This window comes from Mycobacterium asiaticum, from assembly GCF_001668675.1.
GTDB classification, from domain to species: domain Bacteria; phylum Actinomycetota; class Actinomycetes; order Mycobacteriales; family Mycobacteriaceae; genus Mycobacterium; species Mycobacterium asiaticum_D.
The window spans coordinates 1-17003 of record NZ_LZKQ01000282.1; the positions used below are offsets into that span (position 1 = coordinate 1).

22 protein-coding genes are annotated in these 17003 nt (G+C 67.7%); 12 read left to right on the forward strand and 10 right to left on the reverse strand.

All coding sequences use genetic code 11. The features are described from left to right. On the reverse strand, positions 1 to 239 hold a 239-nt coding region (locus A9X01_RS23570; protein WP_436405298.1), incomplete at its 3' end, for an alpha/beta fold hydrolase. A gap of 137 nt (positions 240 to 376) precedes the next feature. Here A9X01_RS23570 and A9X01_RS23575 point away from each other — a divergent pair. The 4 genes from A9X01_RS23575 to A9X01_RS23590 all read left to right on the forward strand — a co-directional run bounded on the left by A9X01_RS23575 (position 377) and on the right by A9X01_RS23590 (position 4967). Further along, complete coding sequence (locus A9X01_RS23575) at positions 377 to 1822, forward strand: WS/DGAT/MGAT family O-acyltransferase (RefSeq protein ID WP_065123041.1); 1446 nt, start codon at positions 377 to 379, stop codon at positions 1820 to 1822. Positions 1823 to 1860: 38 nt separating this feature from the next. Beyond that, positions 1861 to 3159 (forward strand): alpha/beta hydrolase, encoded by a 1299-nt coding sequence (locus A9X01_RS23580; protein WP_065123042.1) that lies wholly within the window; start codon positions 1861 to 1863, stop codon positions 3157 to 3159. A 72-nt stretch (positions 3160 to 3231) separates the two neighbouring features. After that, a complete protein-coding gene (locus A9X01_RS23585; RefSeq protein ID WP_065123054.1) occupies positions 3232 to 4215 on the forward strand; it encodes a methylenetetrahydrofolate reductase in 984 nt (327 codons plus the stop codon). Beyond that, the gene (locus A9X01_RS23590) at positions 4212 to 4967 is read left to right on the forward strand and encodes a class I SAM-dependent methyltransferase (protein WP_065123043.1); all 756 of its coding nucleotides are present in this window, start codon (positions 4212 to 4214) and stop codon (positions 4965 to 4967) included. Before A9X01_RS23585 ends, A9X01_RS23590 begins: the two co-directional genes overlap by 4 nt. 3 nt (positions 4968 to 4970) lie before the next feature. On the opposite strand, the gene A9X01_RS23595 is transcribed toward A9X01_RS23590, so the two are convergent. Genes A9X01_RS23595 through A9X01_RS23605 form a run of 3 tightly spaced genes read right to left on the reverse strand, consistent with a single transcriptional unit; the run spans position 4971 to position 6447 of the window. Then, on the reverse strand, positions 4971 to 5537 hold the full coding sequence (locus A9X01_RS23595) for a glycine betaine ABC transporter substrate-binding protein (RefSeq protein WP_253849347.1): 567 nt from the start codon (positions 5535 to 5537) through the stop codon (positions 4971 to 4973). After that, complete coding sequence (locus tag A9X01_RS23600; RefSeq protein WP_065123044.1) at positions 5521 to 6000, reverse strand: MarR family winged helix-turn-helix transcriptional regulator; 480 nt, start codon at positions 5998 to 6000, stop codon at positions 5521 to 5523. Before A9X01_RS23600 ends, A9X01_RS23595 begins: the two co-directional genes overlap by 17 nt. A gap of 30 nt (positions 6001 to 6030) precedes the next feature. Then, a complete protein-coding gene (locus tag A9X01_RS23605) occupies positions 6031 to 6447 on the reverse strand; it encodes a DUF5313 domain-containing protein (RefSeq protein WP_065123045.1) in 417 nt (138 codons plus the stop codon). A gap of 230 nt (positions 6448 to 6677) precedes the next feature. On the opposite strand from A9X01_RS23605, the gene A9X01_RS23610 reads away from it, so the two are divergent. Genes A9X01_RS23610 through A9X01_RS23630 form a run of 5 tightly spaced genes read left to right on the forward strand, consistent with a single transcriptional unit; the run spans position 6678 to position 10430 of the window. Continuing rightward, the gene (locus A9X01_RS23610) at positions 6678 to 7826 is read left to right on the forward strand and encodes a zinc-dependent alcohol dehydrogenase (protein WP_065123046.1); all 1149 of its coding nucleotides are present in this window, start codon (positions 6678 to 6680) and stop codon (positions 7824 to 7826) included. 14 nt (positions 7827 to 7840) lie between these two features. Continuing rightward, complete coding sequence (locus A9X01_RS23615; protein WP_065123047.1) at positions 7841 to 8428, forward strand: hypothetical protein; 588 nt, start codon at positions 7841 to 7843, stop codon at positions 8426 to 8428. A gap of 31 nt (positions 8429 to 8459) precedes the next feature. After that, complete coding sequence (locus tag A9X01_RS23620; RefSeq protein WP_253849349.1) at positions 8460 to 9344, forward strand: HAD family hydrolase; 885 nt, start codon at positions 8460 to 8462, stop codon at positions 9342 to 9344. 11 nt (positions 9345 to 9355) lie between these two features. Beyond that, positions 9356 to 9691, forward strand: coding sequence for a DUF8129 domain-containing protein (locus tag A9X01_RS23625; protein ID WP_065123056.1), 336 nt, complete (start codon positions 9356 to 9358; stop codon positions 9689 to 9691). Positions 9692 to 9710: 19 nt separating this feature from the next. Next, the gene (locus A9X01_RS23630; protein WP_065123049.1) at positions 9711 to 10430 is read left to right on the forward strand and encodes an NUDIX hydrolase; all 720 of its coding nucleotides are present in this window, start codon (positions 9711 to 9713) and stop codon (positions 10428 to 10430) included. A gap of 3 nt (positions 10431 to 10433) precedes the next feature. Here A9X01_RS23630 and A9X01_RS31940 read toward each other — a convergent pair whose 3' ends face one another. Beyond that, positions 10434 to 10562 (reverse strand): hypothetical protein, encoded by a 129-nt coding sequence (locus A9X01_RS31940; protein ID WP_301336956.1) that lies wholly within the window; start codon positions 10560 to 10562, stop codon positions 10434 to 10436. 75 nt (positions 10563 to 10637) lie between these two features. Here A9X01_RS31940 and A9X01_RS23635 point away from each other — a divergent pair, with 75 nt between their 5' ends. Continuing rightward, a complete protein-coding gene (locus tag A9X01_RS23635; RefSeq protein WP_065123050.1) occupies positions 10638 to 11504 on the forward strand; it encodes an acyl-CoA thioesterase domain-containing protein in 867 nt (288 codons plus the stop codon). Here the strand turns inward: A9X01_RS23635 and A9X01_RS23640 are convergent. Beyond that, on the reverse strand, positions 11437 to 12561 hold the full coding sequence (locus A9X01_RS23640; RefSeq protein ID WP_155772241.1) for an MFS transporter: 1125 nt from the start codon (positions 12559 to 12561) through the stop codon (positions 11437 to 11439). The genes A9X01_RS23635 and A9X01_RS23640 overlap by 68 nt on opposite strands. A 180-nt stretch (positions 12562 to 12741) precedes the next feature. Here A9X01_RS23640 and A9X01_RS23645 point away from each other — a divergent pair, with 180 nt between their 5' ends. Next, positions 12742 to 13551: an enoyl-CoA hydratase-related protein gene (locus tag A9X01_RS23645; protein ID WP_253849350.1), complete on the forward strand. Its 810-nt coding sequence runs from the start codon at positions 12742 to 12744 to the stop codon at positions 13549 to 13551. Here the strand turns inward: A9X01_RS23645 and A9X01_RS23650 are convergent, their stop codons facing one another. Continuing rightward, positions 13552 to 14151 (reverse strand): DUF998 domain-containing protein, encoded by a 600-nt coding sequence (locus tag A9X01_RS23650; RefSeq protein WP_065123053.1) that lies wholly within the window; start codon positions 14149 to 14151, stop codon positions 13552 to 13554. It lies immediately after the preceding gene. Continuing rightward, complete coding sequence (locus A9X01_RS29495) at positions 14148 to 14582, reverse strand: hypothetical protein (RefSeq protein ID WP_081282583.1); 435 nt, start codon at positions 14580 to 14582, stop codon at positions 14148 to 14150. The genes A9X01_RS23650 and A9X01_RS29495 overlap by 4 nt, the downstream gene beginning before the upstream one ends. Before the next feature lie 70 nt (positions 14583 to 14652). Between A9X01_RS29495 and A9X01_RS23655 the strand changes: the two genes are divergently transcribed. Then, positions 14653 to 15360 carry a hypothetical protein gene (locus A9X01_RS23655; protein ID WP_216638937.1) on the forward strand — a complete coding sequence of 236 codons (708 nt, stop codon included), beginning with the start codon at positions 14653 to 14655 and terminating at the stop codon, positions 15358 to 15360. Here A9X01_RS23655 and A9X01_RS23660 read toward each other — a convergent pair. Both A9X01_RS23660 and A9X01_RS23665 read right to left on the reverse strand, forming a co-directional pair. Next, positions 15357 to 16568 (reverse strand): acyl-CoA dehydrogenase family protein, encoded by a 1212-nt coding sequence (locus A9X01_RS23660; RefSeq protein ID WP_065035775.1) that lies wholly within the window; start codon positions 16566 to 16568, stop codon positions 15357 to 15359. The two genes, A9X01_RS23655 and A9X01_RS23660, sit on opposite strands and share 4 nt — an antisense overlap. Further along, positions 16565 to 17003 (reverse strand): TetR/AcrR family transcriptional regulator C-terminal domain-containing protein (locus tag A9X01_RS23665; protein ID WP_172832594.1); only part of this gene is annotated, 439 nt, incomplete at its 5' end. The genes A9X01_RS23660 and A9X01_RS23665, both read right to left, overlap by 4 nt.

The following is a 17003-nucleotide window of genomic DNA, read 5'->3' on the forward strand; positions in this document are numbered from 1 at the left end:
GCCTCGATCGGCACCATCACGGCGTCCGGAATCTGCTCCGCCAGCCACTTCTGCCGGGCCACACCGAACGCGCGATCCTTCATCGTGACGACCACCGCGGTCGGCACGTCGATGTCGCCGACCCACGAGGTTGAGTCGAACCGGACCACCTCGGCGATCGCGCGTTCGGTGTGGCCCGGCAGAAGTGGCTGGCGGAGCAGATTCCGGACGCCGTGATGGTGCCGATCGAGGCGGGCCACGCCGGGTGCACCTTCGCCCCCGCCGCGTTCGTGCCGGGGGTCGTGCAGGCGATCGAATCGGTACACCGCCGGCTTCCCACATGCCACCATGGCAGGCGGGCGGTCCCCTAGCTCGGGCGCAGCTGAGAGGAGCGGTGGTGAAGCGACTCAGTGGTTGGGATGTGCTCATGCTCGCCAGCGAGACGCCCAACGTGCACCAGCACACCCTCAAGGTGGCGATCGTCGATACGTCCGGCTTCGAAGGTTTCCAGGGCCCCGCAGGATTTGAAGGCGGGGCGACATTCGAAGCGTTTCGTGAGGTGTTCCGCGACCGGTTGCCGGTACTCGAGCCGATGCGCTATCAGATGGTGGCCACTCCGTGGCGGGTGCATCGCCCGATCTGGCGCGAAGGCGCCGAACTCGACCTCGACTACCACCTGCAGCACGTGCGGGTCCCGCCGCCCGGCGGCCGGCGCCAACTCGACGCCCTGATCGGCGAGATCGCCAGCACGCCGCTGGACCGTGGTCGCCCCCTGTGGCAGTTCTATTACGCGGAAGGGCTGAGCGACCGGCGCGTTGCGGTGATCGGCAAGGTGCACCACGTGCTGGCCGACGGTGTCGCCTCGGCGAACTTGATGGCCCGCACGGTGGACTGGCCCGGGCCCGAATCCGAGCTGCCGCAGGCTGATTCGGGCTCCCCGGAACCGACGACCCGAGAGGTGCTGCGGTTCGCGGCACGTGACCATGCCGCGCGGCTCCGAACGTTGCCGTCGGCCGTTCGGGACGGAGTCGTCGGCGCTTACCGCTTGCAGCGCCGGGCCCGGCACCGCTTGCGGCACCCGGAACTTGCCGGCCGGTTCGATCCGGCGCCCACCTTCCTCAACCACAAGCTGTCGCCGGGACGGACTTTCGCGAGCGCCTCGCTGCCGTTGGCCGACGTCAAAGCCGTCAGCAAAAGACTCGAAGTGACCATCAACGATCTGGTGTTGACCGTCGCGGCGGGCGCCCTGCGGCGACTGCTGCGCGATCACGGTGAGGCCGCCGACCGGCCGCTGATCGCCTCGATCCCCACTGCCACCGACACGTCGCCCGACCGGATCACCGGCAACGCCCTGGCCACCATGCTGGTTTCGCTGCCGGTGCAGGTCGCCGACCCGATGGGGCGTCTGGGTCTGATTCGGACGTCGACGCGCATCGCCAAGGAGGATCACCAACTGCTCGGCCCCACGCTGGTGGGCCGGTGGCTGGAATTCGTGCCGCCCACGATCACGCGCGCGACGTTTTCGTGGATGTCGCGGCGCGAGGCACCCAACCAGCTGTTCAACCTGATCGTGTCGAATGTGCCGGGCCCGCGGGAACGCGGTCGCATCGCGGGTGCGGAGATCAGCGAGTTCTATTCGGTGGGTCCGCTGGCCGCGGGCGCCGCGCTGAACATCACCGTCTGGAGCTATGTCGACCAGCTGAGCGTCTCGGTGCTCTGCGACGACTCCACCCTGACCGACACCCACGAGGTGACCGACGCCTTCGTCGACGCCTTCGCCGAACTGCGGCAGGCGGCGGGATTCCCGGGCGCCGCCGACATCGTTCCTGCGCCGACCGGCTGAACAGGTGCCGTGGCCGCGGGAGTGGGTACTCCCCGGCCATGTTCGAGCGCGCCTCACTGATGCACGGCGTCATCCCGGCGGCGGTGCAGTGCCTGGCCGCCGGCGCGCTGCTGTACGCCATCGGATGGCGCGGGCGGCGCTGGCGCACGCGACGGGTGCCATTGGCGTTTGGTGCGGCCGCGGTCACCGGCGGGCTGGCGTACTGGTACTACGGGACGCTTGGGCTGGCCAGTGAGCCCGCGCCGTGGCAGATGTGGCTGTGGGTGACGCTGGTCGGGCTGGCCGTCGCCCTGGCGGTCCTCGGCTGGCGGGGCGCCGGCTGGTGGCGGCGCAACGTGCTGGTATTCGCCGCGTCCTTCTGCCTGCTCAGCACCGGGTTGATCATCAACGGCTGGTTGGGTTACTTCGCCACCGTGCACAGTGCCTGGAGCCAGCTGGCCAACCGGCCCCTGCCTGGCCAGATAGACCTGGCGACGATGCGTGCGATGCAACGGCAAGGCGTGGCGCCAACGAACGGCGCATTGGTGCCGGCGCACACCAGCACAAGAGTGTCGCGTTTCGCGCACCGCACCGAATGGGTCTACCTGCCGCCGGCCTGGTTCAGCAGCACGCCGCCACCGGCGTTGCCCGCGGTACTGATGATCGGTGGCGAGTTCAACACCCCGGCGGACTGGGTTCGCGCCGGCGATGCCCTCACCGCGCTCGACCGCTACGCCGCCGCGCACGGCGGCAACGCACCCGTGGCTGTATTCGCCGATGCGACAGGCGGATTCACCTCCGACACCGAGTGCGTCAACGGGCCGCGCGGCAACGCCGCCGACCATCTGACCGCCGAAGTGATCCCGGAGATCGCCGATCAATTCGCGCTCGGTGCACAGACGGAATGGGGTGTCGTCGGCTTTTCCTCTGGCGGTACGTGTGCCGTCGATCTGGCTGTCATGCACCCCGGAACATTCAGTGCATTCGTCGATATCGGCGGTGACATCGGGCCCAACGCGGGCACTCGCGAGCAAACGGTCGAGCGGTTGTTCGGTGGCGACGCCGCCGCCTACTGGTGGTTCGATCCGGCCACCGCCATCACCCGCCACGGCCACTACGCCGACCTGTCCGGATTGTTCGCCGTTCCCGGTGCCTCCGCGGACCACAAGGCCGTCGGGCAGGACGCCGCCCGGGAACTGTGCGCGCTCGGCACCGCAAACGGCATCTCCTGCAAGGTCGTCGCGCTGCCCGGCAAGCACGACTGGCCCTCGGCCGCCACGGCCTTCGCCCTCACGCTGCCCTGGCTCGCCGAGCGATTGGGCACTCCGGATGGGACAACGGCCGCCGTGCCCCAGTAGTACCGTGCTTGCGGGTGCGGTCCGTTGGGTATTCGCCTGCGAGTAGCGATCACGAGGGGGCGCCGGGTGCCGATGGAGGTGGACTGTCCGAAACGCATGGAGTTCGGGCCATGCGGCGGGGTACGACCCGACGGCCAATGCGAAATGCGCGCCGGCGCATGCGCATTCGATGACGTGGTGCCGTGGGCTGGGCCGGCGCCGGCACGGCGACCCGCCCGGTGGCAGAACTCCGGTCCCTTGGTGCTCACCGACTTCAGTTGTGCGCCCTTCGACCGCGGCGACGTCGCGGCCACGGCCGCGATCCTGGCGCCGGCCTGTGATGCAGTGCTGGTGGGTGAGCATCAGAACAAGCCGGACTTTCCCCCGACACTGATGGGATCGCTGTTGCTCGACGTGGGCGTGGCGCCGTGGATCACGTTGTCCTGCCGCGACCGTAACCGGGTGGTGCTCGAACAGGAACTGCGCGGGTTGCGCAGCATCGGAGTGGACACCGTGCTCTGTGTCACCGGCGACGGGCGCGGCTACGACGTACGCCCGGACGTGACCCAGACCTTCGATCTGGACGGGCCGCGGCTGGTGTCGCTGGCCGCATCGGTCGGGGTGACACCCGCGGTGCCCGAAACACCGACGGCGCCTCCGGTGCACGCGCGCCCCGCGCGCCTGGTGGAAAAGCAGCGGGCCGGAGCGGATGTGGCCGTGCTCAATCACGTCCCGTATCCCGGGATGATCGCGAATTTCATGACGGCGGCGCGGTCGGCGGGCTTGTCCATCCCGGTGATCGCCGCCGTGGCGGTGTTCACCGACAGTGTGTCCGCGGCTGTGCTGCAGGGGTTGCCGGGTCTCGAATTGGACCAGGCGGTGACGGAACAGGTCTTGACCGCGACGGATCCGGTGGCGGCGGGGATCGCCGCCGCCGTTGCCGAGGCCCGCGAGTTGCTCTCGATCGAAGGTGTTGCGGGCGTGAATGTTTCCGGGCTTGCGTCGGCGTCCGGCGCACACATCGGCGCGGAGATCAAGGCCGAGGTCGGCCGCAGGATCAGACAGGAGGCGCAATGACCGACGCCATGCAGGCCGAGTTTGACACGGTGGCCGAATGGACCGCCCGGGTGGCGGCCGATTTGGGTCCGGACTATCACATTCCCGCCGGTTGCCGGGGTAGCGGCAGCCCGGCGGCGCTGGATTGGCTCATCGAGCACATGGAACTCCAACCGGGCGCGGCCTTCTTGGACTCCGGGGCCGGCGTCGGCGGCCCGGCCGCCTATGCCGCGCAGGCGCGCGAGGTGGTCCCAGTGCTGCTGGAGCCGGAGACGGGTGCTTGTCGCGCCGCCAAGCGATTGTTCGGCTATCCGGTGGTTTGCGCATCGGGATCCCAGGCGCCTCTTGCTGATTCGGCCTTCGACGCCGCCTGGTCATTGGGAGTGTTGTGCACGACGCCGGATCAACGCCAGTTGCTGGAGGAGTTGCACCGCACGGTGCGCCGGGGCGGCTACATCGGCCTGCTCGCGTTCGTCGCCCATGACGAGATTCCGGCGGATCAGCTTGAAAGCAACCATTTTCCGAGCCCGGACGGCCTGGCCGACCTGGTCCGGCAATCCTCGCTACGGATCGAGGAATGGCTGCGAACCGCCGAGCTGCCGGCGATACCCGAAACGTGGAATGAACGGGTCGACGCCGTCACGCAGGCCCTCACCGATCGCTACGGCCACACCGAAGCGTGGCAGCTCGCCGAGCGGCAGAGCGGGCGCATAGGCCGGTTGCTCGAAGACGGGGTGCTGACGGGGGAGTTGCTGGTGCTGCGGCACGCGTGACGCTCAGCGCTGCAAAAGGTCGTCGAGCTCGCTGACCCGCGCGTTGCCGAGGTGCAGCGTGGCCAACTCCGCCAGTGCGGCCGCACCGATCCGCTGTTCGGCGTCCTTGCGAACGATCAACGTCGTCGCATCGGTGCCGCCCAGCAGGCCGCGCGGCTCCTTGAGCTCGCGAATGCGATAGCGGTGATGCAGCCAGTGCGGCTGCCAGAGCGGGACCACCACCCAACGCCGGTCGGCGACGGCGGCCACGTACCGTCCGAAGCATTGCGCCTCGGTCCCGGTCGCAAATGTGTATCCCGCTGCGGCCAAACCGTATTGCTCCACGATGGCTGCGGAGAAGCGGCTGATTCCCGCGCCGTGGCTTGCCGGCAGCCAGGCGGACACCAGCAGGTCGATCGCACCGTTGCCGAGCCGTCGGAACATCTCCTCGTGCGGCGCGGCGGAACGGGCTATCCGATGGCCGTGCTCGCGCAGAATCCGCTCGACCTCTCGTGCTGCCGCGTCGTGAAAGCTCAGATCGATGTGCCCGACTCGGACGGCGTCGGTCACGGCGTCACGCGTCGAGCGCACCGGCGGCCACCGCGGCCGCGTTGACCTTGGTCAGCACCTCGCGCAGATGCTCCAGCTCGGCGAGGTCCACCCCGAGCCGCTCGACGACCGCTCCGGGAACCTTCAGCGCCTGCCGGCGCAGGTTGCGACCCTGCGGGGTCAATTCGACATGGGTGGTGCGCTCATCCGCGGTACTGCGGGTCTTGGTGATCAAACCCTGGGCCTGCAACCGTTTCAGCATCGGTGACAGGGTGGCTGAGTCGATCTGCAGGAGCCCGGCAATATCCTTGACGGACAATGCTTTTCCACCGGTTTTAGCGTTGTCCCACAGCGCCAGCATGACCAGATACTGGGGGTGGGTCAGCCCGAGCGGCTCCAGCAGTGGCCGGTAGACCGCGAGTACCGCGCGATTGGTGGCGGCCAGCGCGAAGCACACCTGATGTTCCAGTGCCAGCGGGTCTGCCGCAGCGGTTTTGGTGCCCATGACGCCCCCCCGTGCCAGTCGGGATGATGCTCAGAACGGGCTACTGTTCGCCTGCCATTCGGCCGACTCCGGGCGCGGCCCGTAGCGGCGCGCGTAGTCCTCGTGGATGTGCGCCTGCTTCTGACGCTTGATCACGTCGACCAGGTTGGGATCGAGGCCGTGCTGGGCCAGCCGGTGCCGGCGCCACACCTTGTTCAGTGCCATCGCGATCAACAATGACCAGATGTAGATCGGCGCCGTCATCTCCAGGTGCACGTACAACGACGCGGGCAACAGCCAGAACGGGGCCAGCACCAGCAGCGGCGGTATCCCGATGCGGATCATGTGCCGACGGACGGCGCCCTCGCCGGCCAAGTCATTGGCCACCCACTCTCGCATCGAGTCGGGCAGGCGCCGTCCGTACGAATAGGCGATGTATTGCCAGATATTCGGGCGATCGGCAGCCATGGTCCGCTCCTAGCATTCGGGATTCGATTTCCATCGTACCCAACTAGTTAGTGCCCTAACTATGTGCGCTCGGTCACCTTCGGCTGTAGGGGTGACCGAGCTGGACCGTCAGTGAGTGCCCGATCGGGACCCGCCTCCGACCACGGATGTACACCTCGCCCGCGCTGCCGCGCACTTTTCTGACGAAATCGTCACGGTTAGGAGTGTGCTGCGAGGGTAGAGGGAGCCACATGCGAGCAATGGTTTACCGCGGTCCGTACAAGGTGCGGGTCGAGCAGAAGGACATCCCGCCGATCGAACACCCCAACGATGCGATTGTGCGAGTCACCATGGCCGCAATCTGCGGATCGGACTTGCATCTGTACCACGGCATGATGCCTGACACTCGGGTCGGCATGACGTTCGGTCACGAGTTCATCGGCGTGGTGGAAGAGGTCGGACCGTCGGTGCAGAACCTGCAACGAGGCGACCGGGTGATGGTGCCGTTCAATGTCTACTGCGGCTCTTGCTATTTCTGTGTGCGGGGCCTCTACTCCAATTGCCACAACGTCAATCCGAACGCCACGGCAGTGGGCGGGATCTACGGCTACTCACACACCTGCGGCGGCTATGACGGGGGCCAAGCGGAATTCGTGCGCGTCCCGTTCGCCGACGTCGGGCCGGCCAAGATTCCGGACTGGATGGACGAAGAGGACGCGCTGCTGTGCACCGACGCGTTGGCCACCGGGTACTTCGGCGCTCAACTGGGCGACATTGCCGAAGGGGACACCGTCGCCGTCTTCGGCGCCGGACCGGTCGGGTTGTACGCGGCCAGATCCGCCTGGCTGATGGGTGCCGGACGGGTGATCGTGATCGACCACCTGGAATACCGGTTGGAGAAGGCGCGCACGTTCGCTTTCGCCGAGACCATCAACTTTGCCGAGTGCGACGACATCGTCGTCAAGATGAAGAAGGAAACCGACTATCTCGGTGCGGATGTCGCGATCGATGCGGTGGGCGCGGAGGCCGACGGCAACTTCCTGCAACATGTCACCGCAGCCAAGCTCAAGCTGCAGGGCGGCTCGCCGATCGCGGTCAACTGGGCCATCGACTCCGTCCGCAAGGGCGGAACGGTTTCCATCGTGGGAGCGTACGGGCCGATGTTCAGCGCCGTGAAACTCGGCGACGCCTTGAACAAGGGCCTGACCCTGCGGATGAACCAGTGCCCGGTCAAGCGCCAATGGCCACGGCTGTTCTCCCACATCGAGAACGGCTATCTGAATCCGAAAGACATTGTCACGCACCGCATCCCGCTAGAGCACATTGCCGAGGCGTACCACATCTTCTCCGCCAAGCTGGATGACTGCATCAAGCCGATCATCCTGCCCACCGCAAGTTGACGACAGGACATCCCATGGCTTACCTACCGAATCTGCCGCGAACCCACGATTCCGACGGGTTACGGGCCCGAATCCCGGGTTGGGGCGCCGATCTCGACCCACGCGACCGGCCGTCGTACCCCAAACTCGAGGTGAATCCACCACCGGCGACCGGCGCCCACTGGGAGTTTCCCGAGCGGCAGCGCGAAAAATGGCCCCGTGAGCGGTCAATCGAGCACGGGATGCTGACCCCGGTGTTCGGCACTTCGACGCCTCCCAGGGGACTCTCGGGCGCCATCCGCAAGTTCGCGTATCGCAAGTACAGCGAGGCGCGGGCCGCGCACTGGCTGCTGCTGATCGCCGCCGACCGCGTCGACGCCGTCGAGAGCCACCTCGCCTCGCTGTTGAGCCTGCGTCCCGACAACCCGATCACCGAGACCGGGGTCAGGAGCGAATTCACCCACAACGGCTTGTCGGCCAGGCGCGCGTCCAAGCGAGTCGACAATTCCCACACCTGGATCGACCCGATACTCGTCGGCGCACCCTGGGCGGTTCCTGTCGTAGCCGGTGCGTTGGCGGTGCGGGCGGTCCGGCGGTCCCGGAATACGGCTGACGCAACATGATATGCGCGCATTACCCGGAGATGATGCGGCGTTGAGTCGTCTGCAGGTAGTTCGCCGATTCGATCCAGCACTCATCACCACGGTGCTCTGCGACGCCGACGGCAACCTGTTCCCTTCCGAAGAGCCGGCGTTCGACGCGTCGGCGCAAGTCACCAACCGATTCCTGGTCAGATTCGGTGTGCCGGAGCAATATACCGCTGATCAGCTCCGAAAGAGCGCCACAGGCAGGAACTTCCGCACCACAGCCGTAGATTTCGCTGTGCTGGGCGGCGTGCCGATCGACCCGGCACTGGCTTCGGGCCGCCCGTACGCACGCATCGCCACCAGTGCTGAGCTCGCCGCCGGTCACGCACTGGGTGCCGATGAGCTCGAGGAGTGGGTGGCCCTTGAGCGCCGGCATGTCACCGCACGCCTGGTAGCCACCCTGCGCCCGGACAGCCGGGTGCAACACGCGCTGGGCGCACTGGCCGCTCGATACGCGCTAGCGGCGGTGAGTTCGAGTGCGTCGGCCCGCCTCGACGCGTGCTTCACGGCCACCGGGCTCGATGACCTCATTCCCGCCGAACTGCGGTTCAGCGCCGAGGACTCGCTCCCGGTGCCCACGAGCAAGCCGCACCCGGCGGCGTATCTGCACACAGCTGAGGTTCTGGACATCCACCCAGACCAAGGGTTAGCGGTCGAAGACTCCGTTGCGGGCGTACGTTCGGCGGTTGCGGCCGGATTCGTCACGATCGGCAACCTGATGTATGTCCCAAACGCCGAGCGTGGGATGCGGAGCAGCGAGCTGGTGGATGCGGGCGCGAGCGCCATCGCCGACTCCTGGTCGGCGCTGACTTTGTATCTGCTTTCGCTGCAGGCATCGGCAGCCGTGTCCAGCCGTTTCCGTGCCGCCTCAACGGGTAGCCGATTTCGGTGAAGGAGGACGACATGTCTGCTGCCGACGAGTTGCCGATACCCGATTACGACCAGCTACCCCTTGGCGATCTGCGCCACCGGGTCCGCCTGCTGCAAGAGTCGCAATTGCACGAATTGATCTCGCACGAGCATGCCCACGGTCAGCGCACGCCGGTGCTGCAGGTGTTGGTGGCGCGGCTGGACGAGATTCAAGGTGGCGCCAAACCTTCGGGCGGTGACCCCCGGAACACACCGGAAGTGCACGGCACCTCGCTGGGCTCCACGGTGCAGGAAGCGACAGCCGCCGAAGCCAACACGCCGCTGCGGCACGGGGTTGCAGGTCAGACTCCGGCCCGCGGCCGGCCCTAGCACCGCCTATGGTCGAGCGGTGACCATCGCATACGACGACGCGCTGCGTGAGGAGATCCGGACGCGCCTGGCCGGCCACCGCCGCCGGACGGTGACCGACCCGACGAAGCGGCACGCGGCGGTTGCGGTCGTGCTGGTCGACTCCGAGGTCGGCGAAGACCGCATCGACCCGGCGCCGGTGGACGAATGGATCGGTGGACGGCCGATGCCGGAGGTGGGCCTGGACGGCCACATGGTCGACGTGGCCGGCGGCGCGGCATTCCTGTTGTGCCGCAGAGCAACGCGCATGTCTGCGCACGCCGCTCAGTGGGCCTTGCCCGGTGGCAGGCTGGACCCGGGTGAGAGCGTGATCGGTGCGGCGCTGCGCGAACTGGACGAAGAAGTCGGAATCGGGTTGCCCGAATCCGCCGTGCTGGGATTGCTCGACGACTATCCGACCCGGTCGGGATATGTCATTACGCCGGTGGTGATCTGGGGTGGCGGCCGGCTCGATCCGCGGCCGGCGCCCGAGGAGGTGATGGCGGTCTACCGGGTGGGTCTGCATCAGCTGCAGCGACCCGACTCGCCGCGATACATCAGCATCCCGGAAAGCCCACGCCCGGTCGTCCAGATCCCGCTGGGCAACGACCTGATCCATGCGCCCACCGGTGCGGTGCTGTTGCAGCTGCGCTGGCTGGGTCTGGAAGGCAAGGACGACCCGGTCGACGAACTCGAGCAACCGCCGTTCGCCTGGAAATAGGCGTCAATCCTCGTCGTCGCGGTCGGATCTGTTGCGGGAGGCGAATTTGGCGTACCCGACGAGTCCGATGAAGAAGACCACCATCGCCACCAGGAGAATCAGCACCATATTCGTGGTGCCAGTGCCACCCATGCGCCAAGGCTACGCGCCGGATGGGCCGGGGATCCCTGTGCGCGCCGCAAACGCCAGGTGCTGTAGAAAAACGGGGTGCACGGCGATTCTGACGGTGGCGTCACGGCGGACTCGCCGCCCTATTTCCGGCGTGCGGAGAACGGCTTCGTGCCGACCGCGATCGCACGGGGTGGTTGGGGGCCGTCGCTGAGCGGCCACGTGGTCGGTGGCCTGTTGGGCTGGGCGGTCGAGCGCGCTGTCGACGACCCGCAGTTTCAGCCCGCCCGCCTGACAGTCGACCTGCCGCGCCCCACCGCCTTGCAGCCCCTCGAGGTCCGCGCCCGCGTGCTCCAAGACCGGCGGCGGCTGCGCCTCGTCGAGGCCGCCGTCGTCCAGGAGGGGAACACAGTCGCGCAGGCCAGTGCACTCTTCCTGCGGCGCGGTGCCCAGCCCGACGGGCAAATCTGGTCGCAGCCGGTACAGATGCCCCCGCTGCCGGAAGTGTTCGACGCCCCGTCGCTGTTCATCCGCACCTACGGGTGGGGCGCGGAGTTGCAGAACCCGGACCCCGAGTGGGCGCAGACGTTCGGCCCGAAGTACACCTGGCTGCAGGAAACGCGTCCGCTGATCGACGACGAACCGATGACGGCTTTTACCCGCGCCGCCATGGCCGGCGACATCACGGCGTCGATCGCCAACTGGGGAACCCAGGGGCTGGAATTCATCAACGTCGACTACACGCTGACCTTGAGCCGGCTGCCCGACGGCCCCCACCTCGGGCTCGGCTCGCTCACCCACTACAGCGACGACGGTGTCGCGACGGGTTCAGCCGTCCTGGTCGACAATCGCGGCCCGATCGGCAACTGTGTGTCCGTCGCCATCGCGCAAACCGGGTTCAGGCCGACGCAAGAGTCGCGCGGTGCTGCCGGTGCGGATGACGCCGCAACCGCACCGCGCGGCTGAGCGCAGCGGTCGTCGCCAGCCCCGTTAACCCGGCGAAGATCAGCGTCGTCTCCGGGCCGGACCCGAGCACGGTCAACAGCAGCGGCAAGCCGAACCCGACGTACGTCACGGCATAGAAGATCCCGGTCAGGGTCCCGCGAACATGTTGCGGCGCCGCGGCCTCCACGTCGATCAGGCCCTCGCGCAGGCACAGTCCGGAGGCGCATCCGAGCAGCAGCACCAGCGCGAGGCCCAGCCCGAGCGGCACGGTCGACGGCGCGATCGCGAGCGCCGCGTATCCGAGTGCGGCAAGCAACGCCCCGACGGTGCCGGTTTGCGGGCCCCAGCGGCGCGCCCGGGCCACCAGCTGGATGATCCCGCTGGCGCCGTTGGTGATCAGTGCGGCAGCCCCGGCCGCCAGGGGTGCGGCCAGACCCGTGTGCACCTTGGTGGGGATGGTGACGAAAGCGACCGACGCAGAGGCGAACACCCACGGGGCCAGCGGCATGGCCCACCCCAACGCGAGGCGCCCACTCCCCGGCGCTGCGGCCTCCGGTACCGGCTGCGGCCGCACGGCCGCTGCCGCCCGCTGCGACACACCGACCGCGATGATCATCGCCACCGCGACCAGGCCGGCGGCGACGGCGAATGACAACCGGACGCCGGACCGCGCGATCGAGGCGATCGCACCCGAAGCGAAGGGTCCGACGGCGAAACCGGCCATCAACACCGCACCGGCCAGGGCCGCCCCGGCGGATCCGTGCAGATCCGAGGCCCATGATGTGCACGAGCTGACGGCGAGGCCCACGCCCAGCCCGACGATCAGCCGTCCCACCATCAGCACCCCGGACTCCTGCGACGGCAGCATCGCCACCGTGCCCAGCAGGACCGTCAGCGAGCCCGCCAGCGCAACCGAGGCGCGACCGAAGGTGTCGGATGCCCGACCGCCGACCAGCAGGCCGGGCAGCAATCCGATCGCGTAAACGCCGAATATCACATCGAGGGTGGCCGCGCTGAGGTGCTTGCCTGCGCCCAGGGCGGGCATCAGCGCGGTGAAGTGGCTGGCGGCCCAGCCCATCGCCAGCAGGGTCGCCAGCACGCCGGCGAACAGGAGTCTGGTCCCCTCACTCGATGTTCTCAGCGTTGCGGTGCCCACCGGTGCTCAGACAATGCCGCCCGGGCGCGTTATTCCTCGTTACCCGTAGACGAGAGGTTCCTCACTATCTCAGCAATGGGGTTTCGTGCTAGACACCAGTACGTGGCAGCAGCGGCAGTCCTCGTCGAGCGCGACCAACACATCCTGACCATCACCATCAACCGCCCGGAAAAACGAAACGCCTTCAACCCGGAGGTGTTGTGCCGGCTCGCCGATGCCTGGGACCTGCTCGACGACGATCCCGACCTGCGTGTCGCGATCATGACCGGGGCGGCGGGCAACTTCTCCGCCGGCGCGGACCTGGACCGGCTGGTGAGCGCATTGATCGCCGGTGAACCACCTCAGAACGAGTACGAGGAGCGGGTCAAGGCCGATTTCTCGTTGATCTACAAGGGATTCCTGAAGGATCACTACGTAAAGAAGCCGATCATCGCCGCCGTGGAGGGTTACTGCTACGCCGGCGGGATGGAGATCCTGCAGGCCTTCGACATCCGGGTCGCCGCCGAGAACGCGCAACTTGCGATCAGCGAGGTGCAGCGCGGCCTGTTCCCGATGAGCGCGTCGACGATCCGGTTGCCCCGGCAGATTCCCTACACCGTTGCGATGGAGATGCTGCTGGTCGGGACGCCGATCACGGGGCAGCGGGCCTACGAGGTCGGGTTGGTCGGACACGTCACGCCCGCCGGTGGAGCACTGGGCAAGGCGCGGGAGATCGCCGCACAGGTGGCGGCCAACGGCCCGCTGGCCGTGCGCAACATCAAAGCGTCGGTGCTGGAGAATCTGGAAAAGACCGAGGCCGAAGCCTTTCCGCGGGAACTCGAGCTCGGGATGGCCGTCATGGCGCCGGCCGCCGCCAAGGAGGGTCCGCGGGCGTTCCTGGAGAAGCGGGCGCCGAACTTCACCGGGAAGTAGTCACTGTGCCGGATCGGGGTCCGGATCTTCGGCCGCGAGCAGGCAGCCAGCCGTCAGCAACTGCCAGAGGGTGATCGAGTACACGCTGCCGCGTTCCCATACCCCGTCGGGCAGTATCCGGGAATCGGTGATCGCCGAATCGACCACCAGCATGGTCAGCGATAACAACCCCAGGGCGGCAACGAGTTCGGAGCCGCGCTGGTACCAGCGGCGGGCGATGCCGACCACCCTGGACCCGGCCGCGATGGCCACGTTGCCGCCCACGATCGCCAGAGCGGCCCCGACGACGTGCACCTTGCCGCTGTATATCGTTCCCACCACGATGTTCCCGACGGCGTTGATGGCGGCCATGGCCAGGAAGATGCTGGCCCGTCGACTGGCCGGCACGCCCACGATCAGGACGGCGCCGAGCAGAAACAGCACGCCATACGAGCAGAACGCGGCGTGCATGACATGCGTCCTGGAGCCGGCGACCCCAAGATCACTGATGTAGTTGTCGGCATAGCTGTAGTGCGGATAGCCGGCGGCGGCCAGCGCCTCCAGGACCAGATACCCGATGGCTCCGAGGACCCAGAGGGCCGCACCGCACCTGCTGCTCAAGCAGCCGGTTCCAGATGAATGTTCCTGGCGCCCCTGGCATTCCGCAGACCCGAACAGTTGACACAGCCGACACACCCCACGCAGTCGGTGCACCGCACGCACGCGACACAACCCACGCATCGGGTGCAGGCGATGCAGGCCAGGCAGGCCACGCATTCCTGGACGAACACGCAGATCACCGTCAACAGGCTGGCGATCACCCCGACGCTGCCCGCCGTTGCGGCCGAACCCGCCACCGCCACGCTGCCGGCCGTCGCGACGGATCCCGCCACCGCGACGCTGCCCGCGGTCGTCGCCGATCCGGCCACCGCGACGCTGCCCGCGACAGCGGCGGAGCCGGCAACGGCGCGGCTTTCGATGACGCCTATCGAGCCCACTACGGTCTCGTCGTCCACAACCGGATTCAGGGCCGAGTCCAACAGAAATGCCATGTGCGTCATCATGTCATCCCGCCGTGTCCAGAAGCGTCGTGACGTCACCCGTCATACAATGCGTTTCACCATGGACCTCGAGCGCATCACCCATCCGCTGCGGCTGGCGCGCGGATCCCACCAGCCGGGATCTGCCAAAGGGTGTGCCATGAACGTCATTTCGTACATCAACGGCGACGAGCGGATCACCGACTTCCCGGCGACTTCCGCCCGGCCGCTGGCCGCCTTCGTCCAGCTGTGCAACGACCAGTTGGCCGGACCGGACGGCTACCTGTCCCCGGCGGACGCCGTGGTGGCCCTCGACCTGGGTTGGCTGACGGTCGGAACGGCCGACGTCGGCGCCGACGTGGTTCGCCGGTGGCTATCCAAACTGTTGATCAGCCCGCCGTGGGGAGTCATCCGATACGCGGATGATGTTGCGGCCGAGTCTATCTCGGCGATCGCCGAACTGCACCGCACCCTGGCGCCCGGCGAGTTGCCGGACATCGCGACCTGGGACCGGGCCGGCCGGCTCGCACGCGAGGTCAGCGCGGCGATGCCGCCGAGTGCGCAGAAGTACGCCGTGCGCGCCGCCTACCAGTCGACCCTGTTCGCCGACACCGACGACTGGGACGCGCTCGACGCCGTGACCGGCAACGCGCTGCGTGCGCATCGGCTGGCCAACCTGGACGCCGGTGCCGCGGTGATCGTCGCGGTGACGCGGCAGGCCATCCGCTCCTGGCGCCGGCTGGCGGGACTGTCGGTGGTCGGCCAGCAACGCCAGGGCGCGGCGGCCTAACGAATGGCCAGTCCGGTCAGCGCACGCGAAATCACCAGGCGCTGAATCTCGCTGGTGCCCTCGAAGATGGTGAAGATCTTCGCGTCCCGGTGCATCCGCTCCACGGGGTAGTCGCGGGTGTAACCGTTGCCGCCGAGAATCTGGATCGCCTCGTCGGTCACGTAGACGGCGGTCTCGCTGGCCACCAGCTTGGCCATCGACCCCTCGGCGCTGTCGAAGTTCTGGTTGTTGTTCGCCATCCAGCCAGCCCGCCACACCAGCAGCCGGGCTGCGTCGATGCGGCTCTTCATGTCCGCCAGTTTGAACGCGACGGCCTGGAATTCACCGATCTTGCGGCCGAATTGCTCACGCTGGCAGGCGTAGTCGAGCGCGTACTCGTAGGCGGCCCGGGCCACGCCGACGGCCATCGCGCCCACCGTCGGACGGGTGCGCTCGAAGGTCTTCATCGCCGCCTGACCGCGCGTGGACGCACCGGACTTGACCCGGGCGACCCGCGCCTCGAATTTTTCGCGGCCGCCGAGGATCGCGTCCTCGGGGAGCCGGACGTTGTCGAGCACAACCTCGGCGGTGTGCGAGGCGCGGATGCCGTGCTTCTTGAATTTCTGGCCCTGCGCAAGGCCTTTGGTGTCCGGCCCGATCACGAAGCTGGCCTGGCCGCGGGTGCCGAGTTCCGGGTAGACCGAGGCGACGACGATGTGCACGTTGGCGATGCCGCCGTTGGTGGCCCAGGTCTTGGTGCCGTTGAGCACCCATTCTCCGCTGGCCTCGTCATAGCGAGCCCTGGTGCGGATGCCGCCGACGTCCGAACCCGCGTCAGGCTCCGATGAGCAGAACGCGCCGAGCTTGGGTTCGTCGGCGGTGCCGAACATTTCGGGTAGCCACTGGCCCAGCTGCTCCGGAGTCCCGTTGCCCGCCAACGCCGCCGCGGCCAGTCCGGTGCCCATGATCGACAGGGCGATGCCCGCGTCGCCCCAGAACATCTCCTCGAACGCGGTGAGCATGCCGAGCCCGGTGGCCTCCGCGGCCTGCTGGGCGAAGAAGTCGGGGGAGTACAGGCCCACCTTCGCGGCCTCCTGGATCACCGGCCACGGGGTTTCCTCCCGCTCGTCCCATTCGGCGGCGGCCGGGCGGATGATGTCGGCGGCGAACTTGTGCACCCAATCGCGCACCTCGATCACGTCGTCACTGAGTTGCATAGAGAATGTCACTGTTGTGCTCCTGAAACTTGTTGCTGGGTAGGGGTTTTAGGTGTTCGGTAGTGCGCGAGGACACTGAGTGTTTGCTTCACCCACGCCTCGAAGTAGCGGTCTTCGTCGATGTTTCCGGGCAGGCGGCCGGTGAGGGCACGCAGCGTCGCGGCGTAGGACAACGACCCGATCGCGGCGGCGGCGGCCGCCTCCGGGTCGGGGATATCGGTGCGGCCGGAGCGGTTGGACGCGGCAAGTTCGTGGGCGAACCGCTGATAGGCGTTGTCGGTGATGACTTGCCACGTCTTCTCGTCGAGGTCGCCGAGTTCGTCGGGCTCGCGCAACATGACCTTGAGCAGATCTTCGCTCTGCTTGAAGTTGCTCCAGATCAGCTGACCCGCCGTGCGCACCGCGTTCTCGACGCTGTCGGGTTCGCCGGCGTCGTACTGCTCGCGC